This window comes from Micromonospora matsumotoense, assembly GCF_900091525.1.
Lineage (GTDB): Bacteria > Actinomycetota > Actinomycetes > Mycobacteriales > Micromonosporaceae > Micromonospora > Micromonospora matsumotoensis.
This window is the reverse complement of record NZ_FMCU01000006.1, coordinates 97,691-122,721: the sequence shown is the minus strand read 5'-3', so window position 1 is coordinate 122,721 and position 25,031 is coordinate 97,691. Positions and strand designations below refer to the sequence as shown.

Sequence of the window (25,031 nt, the reverse complement as noted above, 5' to 3'; positions counted from 1 at the left end):
CGAGGGGAGGAGCGCGCCGCCGCACCCGGAATGCATCGACCCTCGCTGATCGCATCGGGGGTGTCAAGAGGCCGGGGCCGCGCCGTCGACCAGGTCGTTGACGCAGCGCAGCACCGGCCGGGCGGTCAGCGCCGCCGGGTCCAGCGGCGCACCGCAGGTCACCCTGAACGTGACCGACTCCCCCGGCAGCAGGGTGACCAGCGCCGCGTCGACCTCGGCCGCCGGGTCGAGCCGGTCCGGAAAGAGCGTCAGGTCGCGCAGCAGGGTACGGGCGGTGACCCGGACCCGCTGCCCGCCGGGGACCGGCTCCACCGTCGCGTCGAAGCGGGCCGCCGGCCACTGCGCGTCCCGGTCCTCGGCGAAGAACCACAGCGCCCGCTCGGCGGTGTCACCGGCCTCGGCGACCACCAGCTCCCGACGACCCTCCTCCGCCACCGCCAGGTCCACCGGCAGCGGCACCGTCACCGCCGCGTACGCCGGCACGTCGAGCGGGTACGACGTCTTCGCCCTCGGCTCGCCGGTCAGCGTCGTCCGGGTCACCGTCACCGGGGCCCGCCACGGGGTGCCGGTCTCGTTCACCGCGACCAGGGCCAACCCGCCGTCGCGGGGCTGGACGGTCAGCAGCCGGTCGGCGTACGCCCGACGCAGCGCGTACCACAGGGGTTTGCGCCGGCCGTCACCGTCGACGGCCGACCACGAGGTGACCGGCCAGCAGTCGTTGAGCTGCCAGACGATGGTGCCGGAGCAGATGTCCCGGTGCGACCGGAAGTGCTCCACCCCCAGCTGGATGGCCCGTGCCTGGTTGAGCTGGGTCAGGTAGTGCCAGTCGTCGAAGTCGGCCGGGGCGGGCAGGTGCGCGTCGAGACCGCGTTGCAGCTTGGCGTCCCCGTCGGCCGCCTTCTGGTGGTGGGCCATCCCCGGCGAGTCGTGCGCCAGCGGCTCGTCGGACAGCGCCCGGCGCAGCGTCGCGTACGCCGGGGGCGCCTGGTAGCCGAACTCGGCGACGAACCGGGGGACGTACTCGCGGTACTTCGGGTAGTCGTCGGTGTTCCACACGTCCCAGATGTGCGTGGTGCCGTGCGCCGGGTCGTTGGGGTGGATCGCCTCCACGCCCGACCACGGGCTACCCGGCCAGTACGGGCGGGTCGGGTCCAGCTCGGCGACCACCCGGGGCAGCAGGTCGAGATAGAAGCCCCGCCCCCAGCTGCGCCCGGCCAACGGCTCCTGCCAGCCCCAGTCGTGCCAACCCCAGATGTTCTCGTTGTTGCCGGTCCAGAGCACCAGCGACGGGTGGCCGGCCAGCCGGGTCACCTGTTCCCGCGCCTCCGCCTCGACCTCCGCGCCGAACGGCTCCTCCTCCGGGTACGCCGCGCAGGCGAACAGGAAGTCCTGCTGCACCAGCAGACCCCGCTCGTCGGCGAGGGAGTAGAAGTCGGCCGACTCGTAGCGGCCACCGCCCCAGACCCGGAGCAGGTTGACGTGGGCGTCGGCGGCCTGGGTGAACCGCCGGGCCAGCCGGTCGCGGGTGATCCGGGTGGGGAACGCGTCGTCGGGGATCCAGTTGACCCCCCGCACCAGCACCGGCACGTCGTTGACATGCAGGGTGAACGGGGTGCCGTGGGCGTCGGGGGTGGTGTCGAGGCGTACCGAGCGGAACCCGATCCGGTGCGACCAGGTGTCCAGCGGGCGGCCTTCCGCCGTCGACAGGGTCACCGTCAGCGGGTGCAACGGCTGCGCGCCGTACCCCCGGGGCCACCACAGCTCGGGGTCGGCGACGGTGAGGGTCAGCGCGGCCGTGCGCTGCCCGGCCGGAACGGTCGTCTCCCCGACCACCCCGGCGACCTCGGCGCGGACGGTCAGCGGCACGTCGGCCACCCGCTCGACCTCGACGTGCAGCTCGACCCGCGCCTGGCCGCCGACGACCGTCACCAGTGGACGGACGGTGCCGAGCCGGGCGGTGGACCAGGCGTGCAGCCCGATCTCCTGCCAGATCCCGGCGGTCACCACCGTCGGCCCCCAGTCCCACCCGAAGTTGCAGGCCATCTTGCGGATGAACGCGAACGGCTCCGGGTAGGCGTTCGGCCGGTCGCCGAGCCGTTCCCGCTGCTCCTCGGCATAGCGGTACGCCGAGTCGAACCGGACGGCGAGGGTGTTCTCCCCCGGCCGCAGCGCTGACCGCACGTCGAACCGGTACGACCGGTGCATGTTCGCGGTGCGGCCGACCTCGACACCGTTGAGGGTGATCGTGGCGACCGTGTCCAACCCGGCGCAGACCAGGTCGACCCGGTCGTCGTCGCCGGGCCGGTGCACGAACGTGGTCGCGTACTCCCAGTCGGTGCGGCCGATCCAGGCCAGCGCCGTCTCGTTGTCGTCGAGGTAGGGGTCGTCGATCAGGCCGGCGGCGAGCAGATCGGTGTGCACGCAGCCCGGCACCGTGGCCGGCACCGCCCGCCCGGCCACCGCGCCGGACACCTGCGCCCCGGCCACCGCCCGCAGCTGCCAACCCTCGCGCAACGCCAGCTCACTCACGACTTCACCGCGCCTTCCATGATTCCCCGGACGATCTGCCGGCCGTCCAGGACCGTTTCGTCTCATCCTCCGCGCACACGTCGAGGACGCCCATGACATCGACAGGCGTTGACTGAACCGGATAAGTGAGGTCACCGTACGGGCCACCCCTCACGGTGTCAACGACCGGTTAACAGCGTCTCGACCCGGCAATCTGCACGTGATCATCGGCGCGGGAAAGCGCGGTCGGGGACGCTCCTCACCCCGCTCGACCTGCTGCTGAGGCGCACCCGCGCACATCCCACCCCGTACGCTTAACCGGGCAAGCAAATCCTTGTCGGCGGTAACGGATGACCGCCCCGGCCGGGAGCGTCGACCCGACCGGACACCGGTAGCGTGGGCACCGCCGGCGACCCCGGCCCCGTGGACGGCCCGCCCAGGCCGTGGGAAATGGAGGAGACACGCCGGTGAAGCGGCCGACCATCGCCGACGTCGCCCGACGCGCCGGGGTGTCCAAGGGCGCGGTGTCGTATGCGCTCAACGGGCAACCGGGTGTCTCGGAGGCCACCCGGCAACGCATCCTGGCGATCGCCACCGAGATCGGCTTCAGTCCCAGCAGCGCCGCCCGCGCGCTCTCCGGCGCCACCGCCGACGCGGTCGGCCTGGCCCTGTGCCGACCGGCCCGGATACTGGGCATCGAGCCGTTCTTCATGGAGCTGATCAGCGGCGTCGAGGCCGAACTCTCCGCCCGGTCGTACGCGCTGACCCTCCAGGTGGTCGCCGACCAGGAGGCGGAGATCGCCGTCTACCGGCGGTGGTGGGCCGAACGGCGGGTCGACGGCGTGCTCGTCTGCGACCTGCGGACGAACGACGTCCGGGTGCCCGCCCTGGAGGAGTGGCAACTGCCCGCCGTGGTGATCGGCGGGCCGGGCCACACCGGCACCCTGGCCCACGTCTGGGCCGACGACGCCGCGGCGCTGGCCGAGGCGGTGGAATACCTGGTCGCCCTCGGCCACCGCCGGATCGCCCGGGTCGGCGGGCTGCCCTCGCTGCTGCACACCGAGATCCGCACCGACGCCTTCGCCGAGGTGTGCGGCCGGCTCGGCCTGACCGACGCGGCGACGGTGTGGTCCGACTACACCGGCGAGGAGGGTGCGCGCGCCACCCGACGACTGCTCAGCTCCGCCCGACGCCCGACCGCGGTGATCTACGACAACGACGTGATGGCGATCGCCGGGCTCGCCGTGGCGCAGGAGATGGGCCTCGGCGTCCCGGCCGACCTGTCCATCGTGGCCTGGGACGACTCCCCGCTCTGTCAACTGGTGCACCCACCGTTGACCGCGCTCGGTCGTGACATTCCCGCCTACGGCGCGCACGCGGCCCGCCAACTGCTCGCCGTCATCGCCGGCGAGTCGGTGCGCGGGTTCCAGGACGAGACGGCGCACCTGACCCCGCGCGGCAGCACCGCACCGCCCCGGGTCAGATGAACCGGTTCAGCGGCGATCATGCCGGCGCAGGTCACCGGGAGGTCGTCGGGAACTCCTCGAAGTACGCCTCCACCCGCTCGGCGGTCGCCGGACGCGCCAGTGCGAAGCCCTGGCCGTACCGGCAGCCGGCCCGCGTAGCCCGGTCGACCTCCGGCTCCGACTCCAGCTCCGCCATCACCACGGTCACCCCCAGCCGCTCCCCCAGGCCCACCACCACGTCGATCAGCGGCCGGGCATCCTCGTCCGGCCCGACCGGGCGGGGTTGCACCTTCAGCAGGTCGATCGGCAGCCGACGCAGCTGCGCCAGGGAGGCATGCTCCGCCCGGAAGCTGTCCAACGCGGTACGCACCCCCATCGACCGGAGCCCGGTCAGCCGGGCCACCACCGTCGGCAGATCCGCGCCGAGCCGCGACTCGGCGATCTCCAGCACCAGCCGTTCCGCCGGGACACCGTGCCCGGCCAGCACCGCCGCCACCCGGGGCACCAGATCAGGTGCCAACAACTCGGCCAGGGTGAGGTTGACCGCCAGCCACAGCTCCCGACCCCCGGTCGACCAGTCGGCGAGCTGCCGACAGGCCCGGTCCAGCACCCACCGCCCCAGCTCGCCCAGCAGGCCGAGATCCTCGGCGACCGGCAGCAACTCGGCCGGCAGCACCGTGCCCAGCACGGGGCTGCGCCACCGCAGCAACGCCTCGATGCCGGCCGGCCGTCGATCGGCCAGCGCCAGCACCGGCTGGTAGACCAGGTCCAGCTCGCCCCGGGCCGCCGCGCCGGGCAGCTCCCGTTCCAGGTCCAGCCGGCGGACCAACTGTTCCTCCAGGCAGGCGTCGTACCACTCGATCCGGTTCCGGCCGAGTTGGACGGCGCGGCGACGGGCCAGGTCGGCCTGGCGCAACACGTCCTGCGGTCCCGTTCCGGTCAGCTCGGCCAGGCCCACGGCAACCCGCAACCGGGCCATCCCGGTCGGCACCGGGCAGGGTTCGGTCAACGCGGCCAACAGCCGTTCGCCCAACGCGTACGCCGGCACCGAGCCGGCGTCGGTGACCACCGCGAACTCCTCCCCGGACAACCGGGCGACCAGGTCCCGGGGGCCGACCACGTCGCGCAGCCGACGGGCGGTGGTGACCAGGAGCGCGTCGCCGTCCACCGCCGGGCCGGGACCGTCCTGCGTCGGGCCGGGCACGTGCACGTCGACCAGGAGCAGGGCACCGGGCGGACCGCCCCGCTCGCCGAGCACCCGGAGCAGCTCCTGCCGGTTGGCCAGCCCGGTGAGCGGGTCGGGGGCCGCGACCCGACGCAGTTCCCGCTCCAGCCGACGGCGGTCCCCCACGTCGCGTACGTACAGCACCGCCGCCGCCACCTCCGGCACGGCACGCTGGTCGCTCACCGTCGACTCGATCTCCCGCCAACCGCCGTCACCGGTGCGCATCCGGGCCACCAGCGGCGGAGCGCCGTCGTCCGGCCGGGCGGCCAGCCGGGCCAGCACCACCGGCGCGTCCTCCGGGTGCAGCAGGTCGGCCAGCGGCAGCCCGCACACCTCGTCCTGGCACAACCCGAACCAGCGCTCACCGGCCGCCGAGAGCCACTGGACCCGCAACCCGTCGTCGAGCACCACGATCAGGTCACGGCCGCCGGAGACCAGCGTCCGGAAGTACGCCTCCCGGGCGGCCAGCCGCCCGGCCCACCGCCGGTTGTCGGTCGCGGAGATCAACTCCCGGGCCACCAACGACGGGATCACCGCCAGCCCCAGCAGCACCTCGGTCGGGGTGAAGCCGTCGACGAACACCAGGTGGCCGGCCGCCGCCACGGTGGCCACCACCGCCGGTGCGGTCACCCGGGGCCAGGCCGACGGCGGGCCGACCGGATCGGCCGGGTCGCCCGCCGCGACCCGGGCCATCCCGGCGGCGGTCAGCAGCGCCCCACCGACCAGCAGTGGCGTCGCGGTCAGCAGCGCCGCTTCCGGCGCCCGGTAGGCGAGCAGCACCACCAGGTCGGCCAGCCCGAGCAGGACGGCCGCCACCCCGACCCGGCAGCGGGCCGCCCCGGGGCGTCGACGACGGTCGGCCAACGCGCTCACCAGCAGCCCGGCCAGCCCGCCCGCGCCGACCACGGTGACCACCCGGACCACCGGTGGCACCGGGCCGGGCGGGACCAGCACCCAGCCGGCGAAGAGCAGGGCGGTGCCGAGACCGAGCACGTCCACGCCACGGCGACACCGGGCCCGGGGCGTCAAGCGGGAGTGGCCGGGCAGCAGGAGCAGACCGATCGCACAGGCCAGCGTGGCCGCGCCGAGCCCGGTCGCCACGACCTCGGCCCGTCGGGACGTCGGCGCCACCGGCAGGACCGCCACGGTCAGCCCGACCACCGTCACCGCGACGTTGAGCAGGGTGGCGGCCCGACGCCGGTGCCGGGCCTGGCGCTCCCGCCCGCCCGTCGCGGTCAACTGGAACAGCCGGACGGTGGCCAGGGCGCAACCGGCGGCGCCGGCCATCGTGGTGGCCGCCAGCGGCCGGAGGAGACCGACCAGGCTGACGCCGATCAGGAGCGTGACCAGCACCGACAGCATGACCGGTGCGGACGGGGAGCGACGGAGGAGGTGAGCGACGGTCACGGCGGTCGCCTTCGTGAGGGGGAACACGGGGCGGTGCGACAGGGGGTTATCGGCTCAACGAGGCATCACTCACCGGGTTACGCCCGCCCACCGTGATCCAGGTCACCAGCTGCCGGTGGTCGCGGTCGGTCGCCCGCCCGGCCGGAGCCGCCTCGGCCAGGGGTGGGATCATCGGACAGTGAGTCGCGCCGACACCATCCGCTTCCGGCACAACCAGGCCATCCTGGTCGCGGCCGTCATCGCCACCATCGGCGCGCTGCCCCTGGCCGCCGCCCGGTGGTACCTGCTGCCGGTGCTGCTGGTCCCGCTGGCCGTCGCGATCTGGGCCTGGCGCTCCGGCACCGACGCCGACCCGCGCGAGCTGCGGCTGCGGGCGCTGGCCGGGGGCCGACGAATCCCCTGGGAACAGGTCGTCGAGCTGGCTGCCGACCCACGCGGCCGGGCCGTCGTCCGGCTCGCCGACGGGCAGCAGCTGCCCCTGCCGGCGGTCCGGGGCGTGGACCTGCCCCGCCTGGTCTCGATCACCGGGCAGACCCTGCCCGACCCCCACTGATCCGGGGGCCCGCGACCCGCCGGCCGACCACCGCTCCCGGCCCGCCCGGCACCACCCCGTGCGGCCCGCCGCCGCCCCGGCCCGCCCGGCACCGCCGGCGTCAGTAGCCGTCGACCACCGTGTTGACCAGCGGCGTCCCGGCGACGAACCGGCGCACCTGCTCCCCCACCAGCCGGTACGCGCGGGGCAGCAGCCCGCGTACCGAGCCGGCGACGTGCGGGGTGAGCAGCACGTTCGGCAGCTCCCAGAGCGGATGGTCGGCGGGCAACGGCTCCGGGTCGGTCACGTCCAGGGCCGCCCGCAACCGGCCCGAGGTCAGCTCCGCGACCAGCGCCGACGTATCCGCCACCGGGCCCCGGGCGGCGTTGACCAGCAGCGCCCCGTCCGGCATGGCGGCCAGGAAGTCGGCGTCGACCAACCCCCGGGTGGCAGCGGTCAACGGCACCAGCAGCACCACCACGTCGGCCCCGGGCAGCAGGCGGGGCAGCTCGGTCACCGCGTGCACCCCCTCGGCCGGCCGGGCGGTCCGGGCGACCAGGGTGAAGGTGACGTCGAACGGGGCCAGCCGGGCCCGGACCGCCGCACCGATCGAACCGGCCCCCACGATCAGCACCCGCTTGCCGGTCAGCTCGTCGGTCGGCGCGACCTGGTCGTACGCCCACTCCCGCCGCGCCTGGGCGCGGGCCAGCGCCGGGAAGCCGCGCAACTGGGCGAGGATCGCCGTGACCACCCACTCGGCGGTGCCGGCGTCGTGTACCCCCCCGGCGTCGCACAGGGTGACCCCGGCCGGCACCCGGCCGGTCCAGGCGTCCGCCCCGGCGGAGAGCAGCTGCACCACCGCCAGATCCGGCAGCCGGTCCAGCATCGCCGTGGTGTCCGCACCGGCTAGGAACGGCGGCACCCAGAACCGGACGTCGGCCGGGTCGCCGGGCGGGTTCTCCGGGTCGGTCCACGGCTGTACGGTGACACCGGCCGGCAACGGCCCGAGCAGCTCGACACCGGCGGGATGCGGAATCCATACCTTCACACGTGCCGACGATAGCCCTCCGACGGCGGGCGGTGCCGACGGGCCGCCGAACGACGCCGCACCGGGCGACGTCGCCCACGTCCGCAGGCGCTGGTCGGCCAGGGCGGGTATAACCGAGGGTCGGACGTCGCACGGCGCCCCCCTCCACGGCAGACAGGTGGTCGATGACCGAGCGCAGCGAACGGCCGGCTGTCGAGATCGCCGCGTTGGCCGACCCGGCCCGGCTGCGGTCGCTGACCGACACCGGGCTGGACGCCGCGCCGGACGAGGCGTTCGACCGGTTCGCCCGGCTGGTCGGCGACCTGCTCGACGTGCCGGTGGCGCTGGTCTCCCTGGTCACCGAGACCCGCCAGTTCTTCCCCGGCGCGGTCGGGCTGCCCGACCCGTGGGCCGCCCGCCGGCAGACCCCGCTGAGCCACTCGTTCTGCCAGCACGTGATCGACACCGAGATCCCGCTGGTGCTGCCGGACGCCCGGCTCTACCCCCGGGTCCGGGAGAACCTGGCCGTGCCGGAGCTGGGTGTCGTCGCGTACGCCGGGATGCCGCTGACCGACCTGGACGGCCGGGTGCTCGGCTCGCTGTGCGCGATCGACCGCAAACCCCGGGCCTGGACGAAGGCACAGCTGCGGACGCTGGCCGACCTGGCGGCGGCCTGCTCCTCCGAGCTGCGGCTGCGGATCGCGCTGGACGCCGCCCAGGAGGCCCGCCGCCTGGTCGAACACGCGCACGACCGGCTCAACCTGCTCGCCTCGCTGAGCGAGACCCTGGCCGGCACGCTCGACGTGGAGACGGCCGTGGGGCGGCTGGCCGACGCGGTGGTGCCGCTGCTGGCGGACTGGGCCATGGTGACCCTGATCGACCAGGGCAGCGAACCCCGGTGGGTCACCGCCGTGCACCGCGATCCGGCCCGCGCCGCCGAGGCCGCCCGGTTCGGCGAGCTGGCGCTGCGCCGGCTCGGCCCGGCCTCGATCACCCGGACGGTGCTGCGGACCGGTCAGCCGGTGCTGCGCGGCGTCGCCGACCTGGACGACGTCCGGCGGGCCAGCGACGCGCCGGAGCTGGTGACCCTCGCCGAACGGCTGGGCTTCGCCTCACACCTGACCGTGCCGGTGCCGGCCCCCGGCCGGGGCGCGGTGATGGGCGCGGTCACGCTGGTCAACGGGCCCGACCGGCGGGCCTTCGACGACGACGACCTGGCCACCGCGCTGGAGATCGGCCGCCGCGCCGGGCAGGCGGTCGGCAACGGCTGGATCTACGGCGAGCAGCGGCACGTCGCCGAGGTGCTGCAACACAGCATGCTCCCGCAGTTGCCGCAGAGCCCGTGGGTCGAGCTGGTGGCCCGTTACCAGCCGGCCGCCGACCGGGTGGAGGTGGGCGGTGACTGGTACGACGCCTTCGTGCAGCCCGACGGCGACCTGATCGCGGCGATCGGTGACGTCGCCGGCCACGACATCGAGGCCGCCGCGACCATGGGTCAGCTGCGCAACCTGGTACGGGGCAACGCGTACGCGCGCAGTGATCCGGTCGACGAGCTGATGCGGCGGTTGGACGCCACCATCTCGGGGCTACGCATCCCGACCGCCGCCACGGCGGTGCTGGCCCGGCTGCGGCCGGCACCGGGCGGGGTGGCGGTCACCTGGTGCAACGCCGGCCATCCCGCGCCGCTGCTGATCACCGCCGACGGCACGGCACGGCTGCTCGAAAGCCGGCGGGAACCACTGCTGGGGTTGACCCGCCCGGTCCCGCGCACCGGGGCGCAGGTGCTCCTCGCCCCCGGGGACACCCTGCTGCTCTACACCGACGGGCTGGTGGAGCGGCGGGACCAGCCGATCGACGAGGGCATGGCGCAGTTGTGCGAGCGGGTCACCGCCGCCGGGGCCCGCCCCGCCGCCGACCTGTGTGACCTGCTGCTCGGCTCCGAGCAGCGGCGCGAGGACGACGTGGCGCTGCTGGCCCTGCGGGCCCGCTGAGGCGTCCGCCGACCGGTGGCCCGTCCCCGGTGACCCGGCGGGCCCGGATTCGCGGGCTAGGCTGGGCCGGGTGAGCGCCCGTCTCCCGTACCCCCGCACCGCCCGGGTCCGCGCGGCCCTGGCGACGTCCGGTGTCGCACTGCTGCTGACCGGGTGCAGTCTCGGCCCGCCGGAGCCCGACCCGGCCGGTGAGCCACCCAACCTGCCGACCCCGTCGGCGTCGACGGGCAACCCCGAGCAGCAGGTGGTGGCCACGGTGCTGGCGAAGGGGTTGCGGGTGCCGTGGGGGATGGCCTTCCTGCCGGACGGGGCGGCGCTGGTCACCGAACGGGACAGCGGCAGGCTCCTCAAGGTCGGGCCGGAGTCCGGGCCGCAGGGGTTGACCGTCACCCCGGCGCAGACCGTGCCGGGGGTGGCCGCGTCCGGCGAGGCGGGGCTGCTCGGTGTCGCCGTCTCCCCGGCGTACGCGCAGGACCGGTCGGTCTTCGTCTACTACACCACCGAGCAGGACAACCGGGTGGCCCGGTTGACGCTGGGCGGCACCCCCACGCCGATCCTGACCGGCATCCCCAAGGCCGGCAACCACAACGGTGGCGGGCTCGCCTTCGGCCCGGACGGGCAGCTCTACGTCAGCACCGGCGACGCCGGTGACCGCGCCGCCGCCCAGGACCGGGCCAGCCTGGCCGGCAAGATCCTGCGGATCACCCCCGACGGCAAGCCGGCGGCGGGCAACCCGTTCCCCAACTCGCCGGTCTGGTCACTGGGGCACCGCAACGTGCAGGGCATGGCCTGGGACGCCGGAAAGCGGATGTACGCCACCGAGTTCGGACAGAACACCTGGGACGAGATCAACCGGATCGACAAGGGCGCGAACTACGGCTGGCCGACGGTGGAGGGGCAGGCCGGGAACAACAGGTTCGTCGACCCGATCGTGCAGTGGGGCACCGACGAGGCGTCCTGCTCGGGGCTGGCCGCGACGGGCCGGCTGTTGGCCACCGCCTGCCTGCGCGGGGAGCGGCTCTGGTTGGTGGAGTTGACCGACAGCGGCACCGTGCTCGGCGCACCCCGGGAGCTGTTGACCGAGAAGTACGGCCGGCTGCGGGCGGTCGCCGCCGCCCCGGACGGTTCGCTCTGGGTCTCCACCTCCAACCACGACGGGCGGGGCCAGCCGGTGCCGGAGGACGACCGGCTGTTGCGGCTGGTCTTCGCCGACGGCGGCGCCGGCCGGAGCTGACGACACGCCGACGGTCGGACAGCGGGGCAGGTACCGGGCGGATCGGCCGCCCGTCCGCCGGGTTTGCCAAGATCCTTCACTGGGCAGGTCAGAATCTCAGCATGGACGGTCAGGAGAACGAGCAGCGCGGGCCCGGGGACACCGACACCCCCTCCCGGCGTGAGCGGCGCTGGCGGCCCCGGTGGCCCACCGACCGGTCGGGGCGGGCGCGGCGGGTCGGCGTGGTACTGGCGGTGCTGCTGGTCGCCCTGACCGGAACGGCCCTTGGGGTGTTCGCCGGCGGTCGGGTCAGCACCGACATCGGCCCGTTCCGCGCCGACCTGACCCTCGCACCGGCCGTTCGGGGCGGCACCACCGTCGACATTCCCCCGCTGGGCGCGCTCCAGCTCGACAGCCACCAGGGTCCGACCCACCTGACGGTCGGCCTGGGGGCCCTCGATCAGCGCAAGACCGAGGCGTTGATCGACGACCCGGCCGGCATCAGCCGGGCCAGCCAGTCGGCGGTGACGGACGTCCGCAACGGGGTGCTGCGCCTCGGGCTGCGTACCCTCGGCGCGGCGGTGCTGGTCACCCTGATCCTGGCGGCGTTGGTCTTCCGGGACACCCGGCGTACCGCCTGGGCCGGCGGGGTGGCTCTGGTGGTCACCGTCGGCAGTCTCGGGCTGGCGGCGGGCACCCTGCGCCCGCAGGCCATCGAGGAGCCGCGGTACGAGGGGCTGCTGGTCAACGCGCCGGCGATCGTCGGTGACGCGCGGCGGATCGCCAACGACTACAGCCGCTACGCCGAGCAGTTGCAACGACTGGTGGGCAACGTCAGCCAGCTCTACACCACGGTCTCGGCGCTGCCGGTGTACGAGCCGGCGCCGGGCACCACCCGGGTGCTGCACGTCTCCGACATGCACCTCAACCCGACCGGCTGGCAGCTGATCCGCACCGTGGTCGAGCAGTTCGGCATCGACGTGGTGATCGACACCGGTGACATGACCGACTGGGGCAGCGAACCCGAGGCGTCCTATGTCGGCTCGATCGGCCTGCTCAAGAAGCCGTACGTCTACATCCGGGGCAACCACGACTCGCCCAGGACGGCGGCGGCCGTGGCCCGGCAGCCGAACGCGGTGGTGCTGAACAACTCGACCACCACCGTCGCCGGGCTGACCGTCGCCGGCATCGGGGACCCCCGGTTCACCCCGGACAAGGAGACCTCACCGGCCGGCAGCGGCCTCACCGCGCAGGTCGCCAACCAGGTCATCGGGGCCGGGGAGACGCTCGCCGCCACGATCCGCAGCTCGCCGCGGCCGGTGAACATCGCGCTGGTGCACGACCCGGCGTCGGCCGGGCCGCTCTCCGGCACCTGCCCACTGGTGCTGGCCGGGCACACCCATGCCCGCCAGATGTCCAAGCTTCCGCAGGTGGACGGCCAGCAGCCGACCCAGCTGATGGTGGAGGGCTCCACCGGCGGCGCGGGGCTACGCGGGCTGGAGGGTGAGAAGCCGACCCCGCTGTCGATGTCGGTGCTCTACTTCGACCAGCAGAGGCTGCTCCAGGCGTACGACGACATCACGGTCGGCGGCACCGGGCAGGCCCAGGTGAACCTGGAACGCCACGTGATCCGTGATCCGGCGAAGGGCGCCGACGTCCCTGTCACCCCGACCCCGACCCGGGGCGCCTCGGAGTCCCCGTCCCCCTCCGGTACCGCTCCGACCCCCACGTCGCCGTCCCCCAGCCCGACCCGCTGACCCACCGCTCTCCCCACCATCCGACTCCCCTGGGCCTGTCCGGACCGAGCGGACCTGACCGCTGGGCCTGGCCCGGCAAGACCAGGCCGGGCGGGACGGCCCAGGTGAACCGGGCCGGGCGGGACGGGCCAGGCGGGACGGGTCAGGCAGGGCGGGCCAGGCAGGGCGGGTGGCCAGGCCCTGGTGCGAGTGCCCGCAGGCTGTCGCCGACCCCTGCCGCTGCCCCTGCCGCACCACCGGAACCCGCCTCCAGAACGACAGTGCCACTCCGACACCGCCGAGCCGGTCGGTGTCGGCGCGCGGTCGAGCGCGCCACCCGTTCGGAAGCCACCGGACATCACCCAAAGTGACCCCCAGGCCACCACCACATACCCCCACTCGGAGACTTTGCTCTGCTGCCCTGACAGCGACAGTTACATACGGCAATGCCACCGATCCCCGCCCTCAGCTGATCGTTTCGCATTCGCGCTGCTCAACGCCCTGTCGCTTCGAGGGCAGCAGAGCAAAGGATGCGAACCGATGACAGTGGGGGTCAGCAATCACACACGGAGGGTTATCTGCCGCGATGCGGCACGCGCGCGCACGGAGGGTTATCGAAGCGGGGCAGCATTCGGCTTCCGGGTGGGTGGCAGAGAGGGCCAAATAGTTCGCGCCCTCGCATCGTAAGCCGTTTACCGGACCCGCACCGAGGCTGCGGAGAACCTGGGCAGGGTCGACGACCTTCCCCGGCCCTCGGCCGCAGATGCCACCAATCCGGTCCAGAATGAGGGACACGACGAAACCTGGGGCGGGGCCGGGACGCCATGAAACCGAGGCGGGGCCGAGGAGCCCAGGAAATCCGAGGCGGGACCGGGGAACCCCAGGAAACCCGAGGCGAGACCGGGGAACCCCGAGGCGGGACCGGGGATGCATCGCAACCCGAGGCCCACGTGGGGCAGAAGCTACGTGACGACGCCGGGCCGGGGGCAGCAGGAGCAGGGGCGAGGGGGCGGAGAGCCGGGCGCGCGGGTGGCAGGTGGGTCAGCGCAGGGACAGGGCGGCCAGGGCGGCATTGACGATGCTGCCGGGCAGCAGGTCGTGCAGTTCGTACAGCTCGCGGACGCTGCCGGACTGGCCGAACTCGTCCACCCCGAGCGGCACCGCCGGCACCCCGAGCGCCGAGCCGAGCCAGGCCATCGCGTGTGAGGCGGCGTCGTGCACGGTCACCAGCGGGGTACGGTCCCCGAAGGCGGCCCGCAGCGCGCCCGGGACGCTCGGCACGGTCGCCGTGCGCACGCCCTGGCGCAGGGTGCGCTGCCAGGCCCGGTAGAGCCGGTCGAGGCTGGTCACGTCGACCACGTGCGCGGCGATGCCCTCGTCGGCCAGCTCGGCGGCGGCGGCGAGCACCTCGGGCAGCACCGCCCCCGAGGCGGCCAGGGTCACCACCGGCGCGTCCACCAGGTGCGGGTACGCCTGGTGCGCGTCCACCAGCCGGTACGCCCCGGCGACCACCTGCCGGCGCAGCACCGCGTCGCTGAGCCGGACCCGGGCCGCCTCGAACGGCGTCTGGTCCAGCGGGCGGGTGCTCAACCGGAAGTAGTACGCCCCGTCCTCGGCCGGCGCGGCGGTGGCAGCCGGCGCGGCACCCTGCGCGATCTGGCCGAACGCGTCGCAGAGCAACCAGTCGAGGCTGGTCGCGTACGCCGGTTCGCAGAAGGTGACGCCGGGCAGTTCCAGGCCGACGGAGGCGGTGATGGTCGACTGGTGGGCACCACCCTCCGGGGCCAGCGTGACGCCCGACGGGGTGCCGGCGACCACGAACCGGGAACCCGAGTAGGTGCCGTAGAGGAACGCGTCCAGCCCACGCAGCACGAACGGGTCGTAGACGGTGCCGACCGGTAGCAGCGGCTGCCCGGACAGGTCCCACGACAGGCCGAGCTGCCCCAGCAGCAGGAACAGGTTCATCTCGGAGATGCCCAGTTCGATGTGCTGCCCGGCGGGGCTCTCCGTCCAGCGCAGCATCCGGTCCTGCGACCAGGACCGCCGCTCGGTCGGGGCGAACACCCCGGTCTTGTTGATGAACCCGGCCAGGTTGGTGGAGGTGGCCACGTCCGGCGCGGTGGTGACCAGGTAGGGCGCCACCTGCGGGTCCCGGGCCAGCTCCACCAGCACCCGCCCGAAGGCCTCCTGGGTGGAGATCGGCTTGTGGGTGCGTACCCCGGTGGTCTCCGGGACGGTGACCCCCAGCGACCGTTGGCGGGGCATCCGGGCCAGCGCCTCGCGGCGCGCGCCGGCCCGGATGCCGGCCGGGCTCGCCGGGTCGAGCCGGTCCCACTCGGTCGCGGTGGTCAGGCCGTGCGCCGTCCGCAGCACCTCGATCTGATCGGTGGAGAGCAGCGCCGAATGGTTGCGCGGGTTGCCGGCGAGCGGCAACCCCCACCCCTTGACGGTGTACGCGAAGACGACGCTGGGCCGGTCGGTGACCGCGTCGCACTGGGCGTACGCGTCGAGCATGGCCTGCAGGTCGTGCCCGCCCAGGTCGGTGACGAGCGGGGCCAACTCCTCGTCGGTGAGGTCGGCGATGAACTCGGCGATGCCGGTCGGCGCCCCGTCCAGGAACTGCTGACGCAGCGCCGGCCCGGCCAGCCCGAACAACGACTGGTACTGCTCGTTCGGCATCCGGTCGATCCAGTCGCGCAGCGCCGCACCGCCCGGCCGGGCGTACGCCTGCGCCAACCGACGGCCGTATTTGACCTCGACGACGTGCCAGCCGGCGGCCTCGAACTGCCCGCGCCACTGGTCGATCCGGATGCCGGGCACCACCCGGTCCAGCGACTGCCGGTTGAAGTCGACCAGCCACATCACGTTGCCCAGGCCGGTGGTGGCCGGGTCGGCGACCGCCTCCCAGATGTTCCCCTCGTCCAGCTCAGCGTCGCCGATCAACGCGACGAACCGGGAGTGCGGCCGGGCACCGAAGTGGGCGTCGACGTAGCGGCGGGTCACCGCGGCGAACAGCGGTGCCGCCGCGCCCAGCCCGACCGACCCGGTGGAGAAGTCCACCTCGTCCGGGTCCTTGGTCCGCGACGGGTACGACTGCAACCCGCCCCGCGCCCGCAACCTCGGCAGGTACGACCGGTCCAGGTTGCCCAGCAGGTACTGGATCGCGTGGAACACCGGGGAGGCGTGCGGCTTGACCGCCACCCGGTCCTCGGCGTCCAGGTGGGCGAACCAGAGCGCGGTCATCGCGGTGACCAGGGAGGCGCTGGACGCCTGGTGCCCGCCGACCTTCACCCCGTCGCCGGTGTCCCGGTCGTGGTTGGCCGCGTCCACGATCCGGGTGGCGAGCCACAGCACCCGTCGCTGGATCTCGTCGAGGACATCGAGGTCGTGCTCGTTCACGGGAACTCCATCCGGGCGTCGCCGTTGACGCCCTCGGGCGGGGGGCCGCGCGGGTCGCGCGCGTACTCCGGGGGTGCGGTGCGGGCCGCCGTCGGGTCACGACGACGGCCCTCGCCGGCTGGCAGCCAGGGACCCCGTCGGGCCCGGCCGCACCGGTCAGCCCTGGACGCCGAGGCGCTCCAGGATCAGGTCACGCAGGGTCTTGGCGTCCGCCTGGCCACGGGTGGCCTTCATCACCGCGCCGACCAGCGCGCCGGCCGCCGCCACCTTGCCGCTGCGGATCTTGTCGGCGATGCCCGGGTTGGCGGCGATCGCCTCGTCCACGGCGGCGGTGAGCGCACCGGTGTCGGAGACCACCTCCAGGCCCCGGTTGGTCATGATCTCGGTGGGCGAACCCTCGCCGTCGACCACGCCCTCCAGCACCGTACGCGCCAGCTTGTCGTTGAGCTTGCCCGCGTCGACCAGGCCCTGGAGCTCGGCGACCTGCGCCGGGGTGGCCCCGATGTCGGCCAGCTCCACGCCGGTCTCGTTGGCCCGACGGGACAGCTCACCCAGCCACCACTTACGGGCCGCCGCCGGGGTGGTGCCGGCGGCCACGGTCGCCTCGATCAGCTCGACCGCACCGGCGTTGAGCACCGACTGCATGTCGAGGTCGGACAGGCCCCACTGCTCCTGGAGGCGGCGACGGTGCAGCCGGGGCAGCTCCGGCAGGGCCGCCTTCAGCTCGGCCACCCAGGCGGTGTCCGGGGCGAGCGGCACCAGGTCCGGCTCCGGGAAGTAGCGGTAGTCGGTGGCGGTCTCCTTGGACCGGCCCGGCGTGGTGTCCCCGGTGTCCTCGTGGAAGTGCCGGGTCTCCTGGGTGATCCGGCCGCCCGCGTCGAGCACCGACGCCTGCCGCAGGATCTCCGAGCGGACCGCCCGCTCCACCGACCGCAACGAGTTGACGTTCTTGGTCTCGGTACGGGTGCCCCACTCCTCGCCCGGCAGGTTGAGGGAGGTATTGACGTCGCAGCGCAGCGACCCCTCCTCCATCCGTACGTCGGAGACGCCCAGCGAGCGCAGCACGTCCCGTAGCTCCGTCACGTACGCCTTGGCCACCTCGGGGGCGAGCGCACCGGTGCCGGGAACGGGCCTGGTAACGATCTCCACCAGCGGGATGCCGGCCCGGTTGTAGTCGACCAGCGACTCGGTCGCGCCGTGGATCCGGCCGGTGGCCCCACCGACGTGCAGCGTCTTGCCGGTGTCCTCCTCGAGGTGCACCCGCTCGATGCCGATCCGCACCAGCTCGCCGCCGACCTCGACGTCCAGGTAGCCGTCGGCGCACAGCGGCTCGTCGTACTGGCTGATCTGGAAGTCCTTCGGCATGTCCGGATAGAAGTAGTTCTTCCGGGCGAACCGGCACCAATCGGCGATGGAGCAGTTCAGCGCCAGCCCGATCCGGATGGTCGCCTCGATGGCCGCCTTGTTGGCCACCGGCAGCGACCCGGGCAGACCCAGGCAGACCGGGCAGACCCGGGTGTTCGGCTCGCCGCCGAAGTCGGTCGGGCAGCCGCAGAACATCTTGGTGTTCGTGCCCAGCTCGACGTGGGTCTCCAGGCCGATCACCGGCTCGTAACGCGCAACGACCTCGTCGTACGCGGGCAGTGTCGTCGTCATCTGAACTCCAGCCTCACAGTGCCGGTGGGGTGAACGTGCCGACCACGGACTCCAGCGCAGCGGCGACCCGGTACATCCGGTCGTCGGCCATCGTCGGGGCCATCACCTGCAGACCGACGGGCAGCCCCTCGGACAGGCCGCACGGCACCGAGATGCCCGGCCCGCCGTAGAGGTTGGTCGGGATGGTGAACAGGTCCGCCAGGTACATCTGGTACGGGTCGGCGGTGCGCGCCCCGATCGGGAACGCCACGAACGGCGTGGTAGGCGAGATCAGCGCGTCGACCTGCTCAAACGCCGTGGTGAAGTCGCGGGTGATCAGGGTACGGACCTTCTGCGCCTGCCCGTAGTAGGCGTCGTAGTAGCCCGACGACAGCGCGTACGTGCCGACCATGATCCGCCGCTTGACCTCGGCGCCGAAGCCGGCCTCCCGGGTCAGCGACATGACCTCCTCCAGCGACCGGTTGCCGTCGTCGCCGACCCGCAGCCCGAACCGGACCCCGTCGAACCGGGCCAGGTTGGAGGAGCACTCGCTCGGCGCGATCAGGTAGTACGCCGGCAGCGCGTACCGGAAGTGCGGGCAGGACACCTCGACGATCTCGGCACCCAGCTTGGCCAGCGTGTCCACCGCGTCGCGGAACGCGGCCATCACGCCCGGCTCCGCACCCTCACCGGTGAACTCCTTGACGATGCCGAGCTTCACCCCGGTCAGGTCACCTGTCGCACCCTGCCTCGCGGCGGCCACCACGTCCGGCACCGGCTGCGGAATGGAGGTGGAGTCGCGCGGGTCGTGCCCGCCGATGACCTGGTGCAGCAGGGCCGCGTCGAGCACGGTCCGGGCGCACGGGCCGGGGGTGTCCAGCGAGGAGGAGAAGGCGACCAGGCCGTACCGGGAGGTGCCGCCGTAGGTGGGCTTCGCGCCGACGGTGCCGGTGACCGCGCCCGGCTGGCGGATCGAGCCACCCGTGTCGGAGCCGATGGCAAGCGGAGCCTCGTACGCGGCCAGTGCGGCAGCGCTGCCCCCGCCCGAGCCGCCCGGGATCCGGTCGGTGTCCCACGGGTTGTGGGTCGGGCCGTACGCCGAGTACTCGGTGGAGGAGCCCATCGCGAACTCGTCCATGTTGGTCTTGCCGAGCATCACCGTGCCGGCCGCGCGCAGCCGCTGCACGATCGTCGCGTCGTACGGCGGACGCCAGCCTTCGAGGATCTTCGAGCCGACGGTGGTCGGCACGCCCTTGGTGGTGAGCACGTCCTTCACCGCCACCGGCACCCCGGCCAGCGGACCCAACTCCTCACCGGCGGCCCGGCGCTCGTCGACCGCGCGGGCGGCGGCCAGCGCCCCCTCGGTGTCGACGTGCAGGAACGCGTGCACCCGGTCGTCGACGGCGGCGATCCGGTCCAGGTGGGCCCGGGTCACCTCGACGGCGGAGGTCTCCCCGGCGGCCACCAGCCCGGCCAGGTCGGTCGCGGTCATTCTGGTCAGGTCGGTCATGCCGTCGCCTCGCTCCGCTCACCGGCGCCCCGGGCACCCGGCGCACTGGGCTCGATGGTTCGCCTGTCACGCCCGCTCACGACGCCACATCCTCGTCCAGGATCCGCGGGACGCGGAACCGCTGCTCGGCGACGTCGGGGGCACCCGACAGCGCCTCCTGCGGGGTCAGTCCGGGCACCACCACGTCCTCGCGGAGCACGTTGGTCAACGGCACCGAGTGGGAGGTCGGCGGGATGTCCGCCGCCGTGACCTCGCCGACCTGCGCGACCGACTGGAGGATCACGTCCAGTTGACCGGCGAAGGTGTCCAGCTCCTCCTCGGTGACGGCGAGCCGCGACAGTCGCGCGAGGTGCGCGACCTCCTCGCGGGAGATGGCGGCCATCGGTGCCCCCTTCGTGACTGTGCTGCTGCGTCTGGGTGTGCCGGCCGCGCCGTCGACGGGATGACGCGCGGTGACCGGAGCGAGTCTATTGTCCTGCGCTCACCCCGACGCCTCCGACTCCCCTCATCCCGGTAGGACCGGGTCGGTCAGCGGGCGTGCCGGCGGGGAATCTCGGCGTCCGGGCTGGGCACCGGGCTGAGCGGGCGGTAGCGGGCCAGCCAGGCGGCCAGCTCGTCGGCGGGCATCGGGCGGGCGTAGAACCAGCCCTGCGCGGCGTCGCAACCGGCCGCGTGCAGGAGCCGCCAGGTCCGTTCGTCCTCGACCCCCTCGGCCACCACCCGCAGCCCGAGCGCGCCGGCCAGCTCGATCGTCGACCGGACGATCGCCGCGTCGTCGGCGTCCTCGGCCATCCCCAGCACGAACGACCGGTCCACCTTCACCTCGGACAGCGGCAGCCGGCGCAGGTGCTGCAACGACGAGTAGCCGGTGCCGAAGTCGTCCAGCGAGATGGCCACCCCGAGCTGGTGCAGCCGGGTGATGGTGGCGAGCACCCGCCGGGGGTCGGCCATCAGCGCCCCCTCGGTGATCTCCAGTTGCAGCCGTTCCGGGCGTACCCCGCAACCGGTCAGCCGCTCGGCGATCCGGTCCACGATCTCCCCGGTGTGCAGGTCGCGGACGCTGACGTTGAGCGCCGCCCGCAGGGTGATCCCGGCCGCCGCCCACTTCGCGAGCTGCGCCACCACGTCGTCGATCACCCAGTAGGTGAGCAGGCGCATCACGGCGCTCTGCTCGGCGACCCGGATCAGCTCCTCCGGGTCGACCATCCCCCGGCGCGGGTGCCGCCAGCGCAGCAGCGCCTCCACCCCGACCACCTCCCCGGTGGCGATGGCGACCTGCGGTTGGTAGTACATGGTGATCTCGCCGACCTCCGCCGAGCTGGCCGGCGGCGCGGCGTCCTGCGTCACCGAGGTCAGCACGGAGGGCCGGTGCTGCGGGGCCGCCGCACGGCGGCGGACCGGGTCGGCACCGGTGAGAATCCGGTTCAGCAGCTCGTCGGGGTGCGCCGGCCCCGGCCGCAGCCGTCGGCGCGGCAGCCACCACCGGCCCGGGACACCCAGCTCGACCCCGCCCCGGGGACCCGGGGCGCTGGCAGGTCCGTCGTCGGGGGCCAGCCGGGGCGGCAGGGTCGCACCGTCACCGCCCCGCACGGTCCGCCCGCCCGCCGGCCCGGCCTCCAGTACGCGCCGCAGGTCGGCCAGGAGCCCCAACCGCTCGGCGGAGTTGTGGTCGGACTCGGCCGCGTACACGGCGACGGTGTCGTTGCGGTGCTTCGCGTCGTACATGGCGACGTCGGCGTGGCGCATCAGGGTGGCGTAGTCCTCGCCGTGGTCGGGGAAGAGCGCGATGCCGATCGAGCCGCCGACGTCCAGCGGCAGCCCGTCCAGCGACACCGGTTCGGCCAGCGCGGCGACCACCCGGTCCGCCAACTCCCGGGCCTCGTCGACCCCGTCGAGCCCACCGGCCACGATCGCGAACTCGTCCCCGCCGAGCCGGGCCAGCAGGTCCCGGTCCCCGATCACCTCGGCGAGCCGGGCACCCACCTCGACCAGCAGCCGGTCACCGACCGCGTGGCCGAGCGCGTCGTTGACGTTCTTGAACCGGTCCAGGTCGATCAGCAGGAGCGCCACCTGCGCGCCGGGTTCCCCCCGGGCGACCCGCTCGGCGTGCCGGTGCACCTGCTCGGCCACCTCGGCGAGCAGCGCCTTGCGGTTGGGCAGGCCGGTGAGCGGGTCGAGGGCCGCGAGTTGGACCTGTTCGTCGGAGAGGCGGGCCATCCGGTAGACCGCGAACAGCGGCACCAGCACCAGCGGGATCAGCGCGGCATTGGCCCGCGCGGCGGTGACCAGGATTGGGGCGAGCAGCAGCAGCGAACCGGTGGAGAGCAGTTCGAACGGCAGCCCCTGCCGGGCCGCCGGCCACCACCGACCGCCGAAGCGCAGCCGCAGCGCGGTGCTGACCAGCCCGTAGTTGACCACGAACCAGGTGACGGTCGCGCCGCCGACCGTGAGGATGTCGGTCCAGCCCCACCGGTCGTCGTCGAACAGGCCGCCCGGCCCGAGCCGGAGCACCAGGTACGCGGCGGCGAGCGCGCAGGCGTACTGGGCCGCGTTGAAGGTGGTCCGCCAGGGGGCGTGTCCCAGTCGTACGCCGGAGACGGCGACCGCGACGGCCTGCACGAGCACCGCCGGGCCGAGACCCCAGCCGAGCAGGATGGCGAAGGTGAAGCAGGTGGACGGGAAGACCGCGGAGGTCTGCCGGCGTCCCGAGGGCACGAAGGGCCGGGCGTCGCAGCCGACCGCGAGCACCGCCATCGTCCAGAACGCGGCCGGCAACCGGTCGGGCCGGTCGAGGAGGTCGACCAGCGGCGCGACGGAGGCCAGGACGGCCAGGCCGATCACCCCGGCGACGAGACCCAGGAACGGTGCCTCCCGCCCACCCGGGAACGAGTTGCGGGGATCGGCGGTCTCCATCGCACCTCCCGGGCACGCCCATCAGGGTGTACGTCTGCCGCACACCTGCCACCATGAAACGCCCTGGGTGCCGGTGGACCCGTACGACAGCCACGAATCGGTCGTAGTCGTGACTAAGTTGGTATACGACCCCAAGATTCACCTATGGGTGGAGCGGGACAGGCGGGGCCCGCGCCGGGTGGGGCGGGCGGTCAGCTCTCGTCGACCCGGGCCACCTCGCGGGCCGCCTCCGGGCCGGCGTCGAGCAGCACCCGGAAGCCGTCCTCGTCGAGCACCGGCACCTTCAGCCCGGCCGCCTTGTCGGCCTTGGAGCCGGGGTTGTCGCCGACCACCACGAAACCGGTCTTCTTGGAGACCGAGCCGGTGACCTTCCCGCCCCGGCTCTGGATCGCCTCGGCCGCCTGGTCCCGGCTGAATCCGGTCAACGTGCCGGTCACCACCACGGTGATCCCCTCCAGCGGGCGCGGCCCCTCGTCGACCGCCTCCTCGGCCATCCGGACCCCGGCCTCGGCCCACTTGCGGACCACGTCGCGGTGCCAGTCGACGGCGAACCACTCCTTGATGCTCGCGGCGATGGTCGGGCCGACACCGTCGACCGAGGACAGTTCCTCCTCGGCAGCCGCCTCGATCGCCTCCATCGCGCGGAAGTGCCGGGCCAGGGCCTGCGCGGCGGTGGGCCCGACGTGCCGGATGGAGAGCGCCACCAGCACCCGCCACAGGTCGCGTTCCCGGGCCACGGCGAGGTTGTCGAGCAGCTTGGTCGCGTTGGTGCCGAGGCTGCCGTCCTTGTTGACGAAGAACGGCGAGCGGGCGAGCTGCGCGGCGTCGAGGGAGAACAGGTCACCCTCGTCGCCGATGATCTCGGCGTCGAGCAGTGCGGCGGCACCCTTGTAGCCGAGCACCTCGATGTCGAACCCGCCCCGCCCGGCGAGGTGGAAGACCCGTTCCCGCAGCTGCGCCGGGCAGCTGCGGGTGTTGGGGCAGCGGATGTCGACGTCGCTCTCCTTGGCCGGGGCGAGCGGCGTGCCACACGACGGGCAGTGGGTGGGCATGACGAACGGGCGGGCGTCGGCGGGACGCAGCTCGATCACCGGGCCGAGCACCTCAGGGATCACGTCACCGGCCTTGCGCAGCACCACCGTGTCGCCGATCAGCACCCCCTTGCGTTCGACCTCACGGGCGTTGTGCAGGGTGGCCTGGGCGACCGTCGAGCCGGCCACGTGCACCGGCGTCAGCACCGCGTACGGGGTGATCCGGCCCGTCCGCCCGACCCCGACCTCGATGTCGAGCAGGGTGGTGTTGACCTCCTCCGGGGGATACTTGAAGGCGATCGCCCAGCGGGGTGCCCGGCTGGTCGAGCCGAGCCGGCCCTGGATGGGGACCGGGTCGATCTTGACGACCACCCCGTCGATCTCGTGCTCGACGTCGTGCCGGTGCGCGGCGTAGTGGGCGATGTATCCCGCCACCCCGGACAGGTCGGGGACCACCCGCCAGCGGTCGCTGGTCGGCAGCCCCCACGCCTTCAGCGCCGCGTACGACTCGGACTGGGTGGCCGGCCGGAAACCGGTGCGGGCGCCGGTGCCGTGCACCACCAGCCGCAGCGGCCGGGACGCGGTGATCCGGGGGTCCTTCTGGCGCAGGCTGCCGGCGGCCGCGTTGCGCGGGTTGGCGAACGGGGCCCTGCCCTGCTCGACCAGGCTGGCGTTGAGGTCGGCGAAGCCGGCGACCGGGAAGTAGATCTCGCCCCGGACCTCCAGCAGCTCCGGGACGTCGGGGAACTCGTCGGACGGGGTGAGCCGGGCCGGCACGCTGCGGATGCTGCGGACGTTGGCGGTGACGTCCTCGCCGGTGCGCCCGTCGCCCCGGGTGGCGGCCCGGACCAGCCGACCCTTCTCGTAGGTCAGGTTGATCGCCAGGCCGTCGACCTTCAGCTCGCACAGGTAGGGCACCGGGCCACCGGCGTCCCGCTCGACCCGCTCGGCCCAGGCGGCCAGCTCGTCGTCGGCGAAGGCGTTGTCCAGCGAGAGCATCCGCTCGGCGTGGGTGACCGGGGTGAAGTCGGTGGAGAAGGTGCCGCCGACCCGCTGCGTCGGTGAGTCGGGGGTACGCAGGGCCGGGTACTCCGCCTCCAACGCCTCCAGCTCGCGCAACTGCCGGTCGAAGTCGGCGTCGGTGATGGTCGGCGCGTCGAGGACGTAGTAGCGGTACTGGTGTTCGGTCAGCTCCTGGCTCAACGTGGCGTGCCGCTCCCGCGCCTCGGGGGTCGGCTCACCGCCGGCCGCCGCCTCCTGCGCCGCGCTGACCTGCTGGGGAATCTCTTCTTCCGACACCCTGTCGCCTCCGGACATCGTGCGAACCTCCCCGTGATCACGCTACTGGAGCACGGTAACGGGCCGGTCGGACACTCTGCGGCCTCCCCCACCGCGCCCGACGGGCGGGCGACCCCCGACCGTGCGACGATCGCCGCAC

14 protein-coding genes are annotated in these 25,031 nt (G+C 73.7%); 5 read left to right on the top strand and 9 right to left on the bottom strand.

Annotation, left to right across the window (positions count from 1 at the left end):
• Window positions 1-63 precede the first annotated feature (63 nt).
• Window positions 64-2,529 carry a glycoside hydrolase family 2 protein gene (locus GA0070216_RS14460; protein ID WP_245722506.1) on the bottom strand — a complete coding sequence of 822 codons (2,466 nt, stop codon included), beginning with the start codon at window positions 2,527-2,529 and terminating at the stop codon, window positions 64-66.
• Window positions 2,530-2,975: 446 nt separating this feature from the next.
• On the opposite strand from GA0070216_RS14460, the gene GA0070216_RS14455 reads away from it, so the two are divergent.
• Entirely contained in the window at window positions 2,976-3,995 is a 1,020-nt protein-coding gene (locus GA0070216_RS14455) for a LacI family DNA-binding transcriptional regulator (protein ID WP_091245560.1), read from the top strand.
• Window positions 3,996-4,026: 31 nt separating this feature from the next.
• Here the strand turns inward: GA0070216_RS14455 and GA0070216_RS14450 are convergent, their stop codons facing one another.
• Window positions 4,027-6,606, bottom strand: coding sequence for a putative bifunctional diguanylate cyclase/phosphodiesterase (locus GA0070216_RS14450; RefSeq protein ID WP_245722505.1), 2,580 nt, complete (start codon window positions 6,604-6,606; stop codon window positions 4,027-4,029).
• Window positions 6,607-6,784: 178 nt separating this feature from the next.
• Here GA0070216_RS14450 and GA0070216_RS14445 point away from each other — a divergent pair, with 178 nt between their 5' ends.
• Window positions 6,785-7,159 (top strand): PH domain-containing protein, encoded by a 375-nt coding sequence (locus tag GA0070216_RS14445; RefSeq protein WP_091245558.1) that lies wholly within the window; start codon window positions 6,785-6,787, stop codon window positions 7,157-7,159.
• A gap of 100 nt (window positions 7,160-7,259) precedes the next feature.
• On the opposite strand, the gene GA0070216_RS14440 is transcribed toward GA0070216_RS14445, so the two are convergent.
• Window positions 7,260-8,186, bottom strand: coding sequence for a 2-hydroxyacid dehydrogenase (locus GA0070216_RS14440; RefSeq protein ID WP_091245555.1), 927 nt, complete (start codon window positions 8,184-8,186; stop codon window positions 7,260-7,262).
• Window positions 8,187-8,350: 164 nt separating this feature from the next.
• Between GA0070216_RS14440 and GA0070216_RS14435 the strand changes: the two genes are divergently transcribed.
• The 3 genes from GA0070216_RS14435 to GA0070216_RS14425 all read left to right on the top strand — a co-directional run bounded on the left by GA0070216_RS14435 (window position 8,351) and on the right by GA0070216_RS14425 (window position 13,126).
• The gene (locus GA0070216_RS14435) at window positions 8,351-10,156 is read left to right on the top strand and encodes a GAF domain-containing SpoIIE family protein phosphatase (RefSeq protein WP_091245553.1); all 1,806 of its coding nucleotides are present in this window, start codon (window positions 8,351-8,353) and stop codon (window positions 10,154-10,156) included.
• Between the two features lie 70 nt (window positions 10,157-10,226).
• On the top strand, window positions 10,227-11,390 hold the full coding sequence (locus tag GA0070216_RS14430; RefSeq protein WP_091245551.1) for a PQQ-dependent sugar dehydrogenase: 1,164 nt from the start codon (window positions 10,227-10,229) through the stop codon (window positions 11,388-11,390).
• Window positions 11,391-11,491: 101 nt separating this feature from the next.
• Complete coding sequence (locus GA0070216_RS14425) at window positions 11,492-13,126, top strand: metallophosphoesterase (protein WP_091245548.1); 1,635 nt, start codon at window positions 11,492-11,494, stop codon at window positions 13,124-13,126.
• A 1,020-nt stretch (window positions 13,127-14,146) separates the two neighbouring features.
• Here GA0070216_RS14425 and GA0070216_RS14420 read toward each other — a convergent pair.
• The 6 genes from GA0070216_RS14420 to ligA form a co-directional block, all read right to left on the bottom strand.
• Window positions 14,147-16,504 (bottom strand): transketolase-like TK C-terminal-containing protein, encoded by a 2,358-nt coding sequence (locus tag GA0070216_RS14420; protein WP_091245546.1) that lies wholly within the window; start codon window positions 16,502-16,504, stop codon window positions 14,147-14,149.
• Window positions 16,505-16,660: 156 nt separating this feature from the next.
• Entirely contained in the window at window positions 16,661-18,160 is a 1,500-nt protein-coding gene (gatB, locus tag GA0070216_RS14415) for an Asp-tRNA(Asn)/Glu-tRNA(Gln) amidotransferase subunit GatB (RefSeq protein WP_091245544.1), read from the bottom strand.
• A 13-nt stretch (window positions 18,161-18,173) separates the two neighbouring features.
• A complete protein-coding gene (gatA, locus tag GA0070216_RS14410; protein WP_091245542.1) occupies window positions 18,174-19,649 on the bottom strand; it encodes an Asp-tRNA(Asn)/Glu-tRNA(Gln) amidotransferase subunit GatA in 1,476 nt (491 codons plus the stop codon).
• A gap of 76 nt (window positions 19,650-19,725) precedes the next feature.
• Window positions 19,726-20,031 carry an Asp-tRNA(Asn)/Glu-tRNA(Gln) amidotransferase subunit GatC gene (gene gatC, locus GA0070216_RS14405; protein WP_067307096.1) on the bottom strand — a complete coding sequence of 102 codons (306 nt, stop codon included), beginning with the start codon at window positions 20,029-20,031 and terminating at the stop codon, window positions 19,726-19,728.
• Between the two features lie 146 nt (window positions 20,032-20,177).
• Entirely contained in the window at window positions 20,178-22,562 is a 2,385-nt protein-coding gene (locus GA0070216_RS14400; protein ID WP_091245540.1) for a putative bifunctional diguanylate cyclase/phosphodiesterase, read from the bottom strand.
• 191 nt (window positions 22,563-22,753) lie between these two features.
• Window positions 22,754-24,910 (bottom strand): NAD-dependent DNA ligase LigA, encoded by a 2,157-nt coding sequence (gene ligA / locus GA0070216_RS14395; RefSeq protein ID WP_425413155.1) that lies wholly within the window; start codon window positions 24,908-24,910, stop codon window positions 22,754-22,756.
• Window positions 24,911-25,031 lie beyond the last annotated feature (121 nt).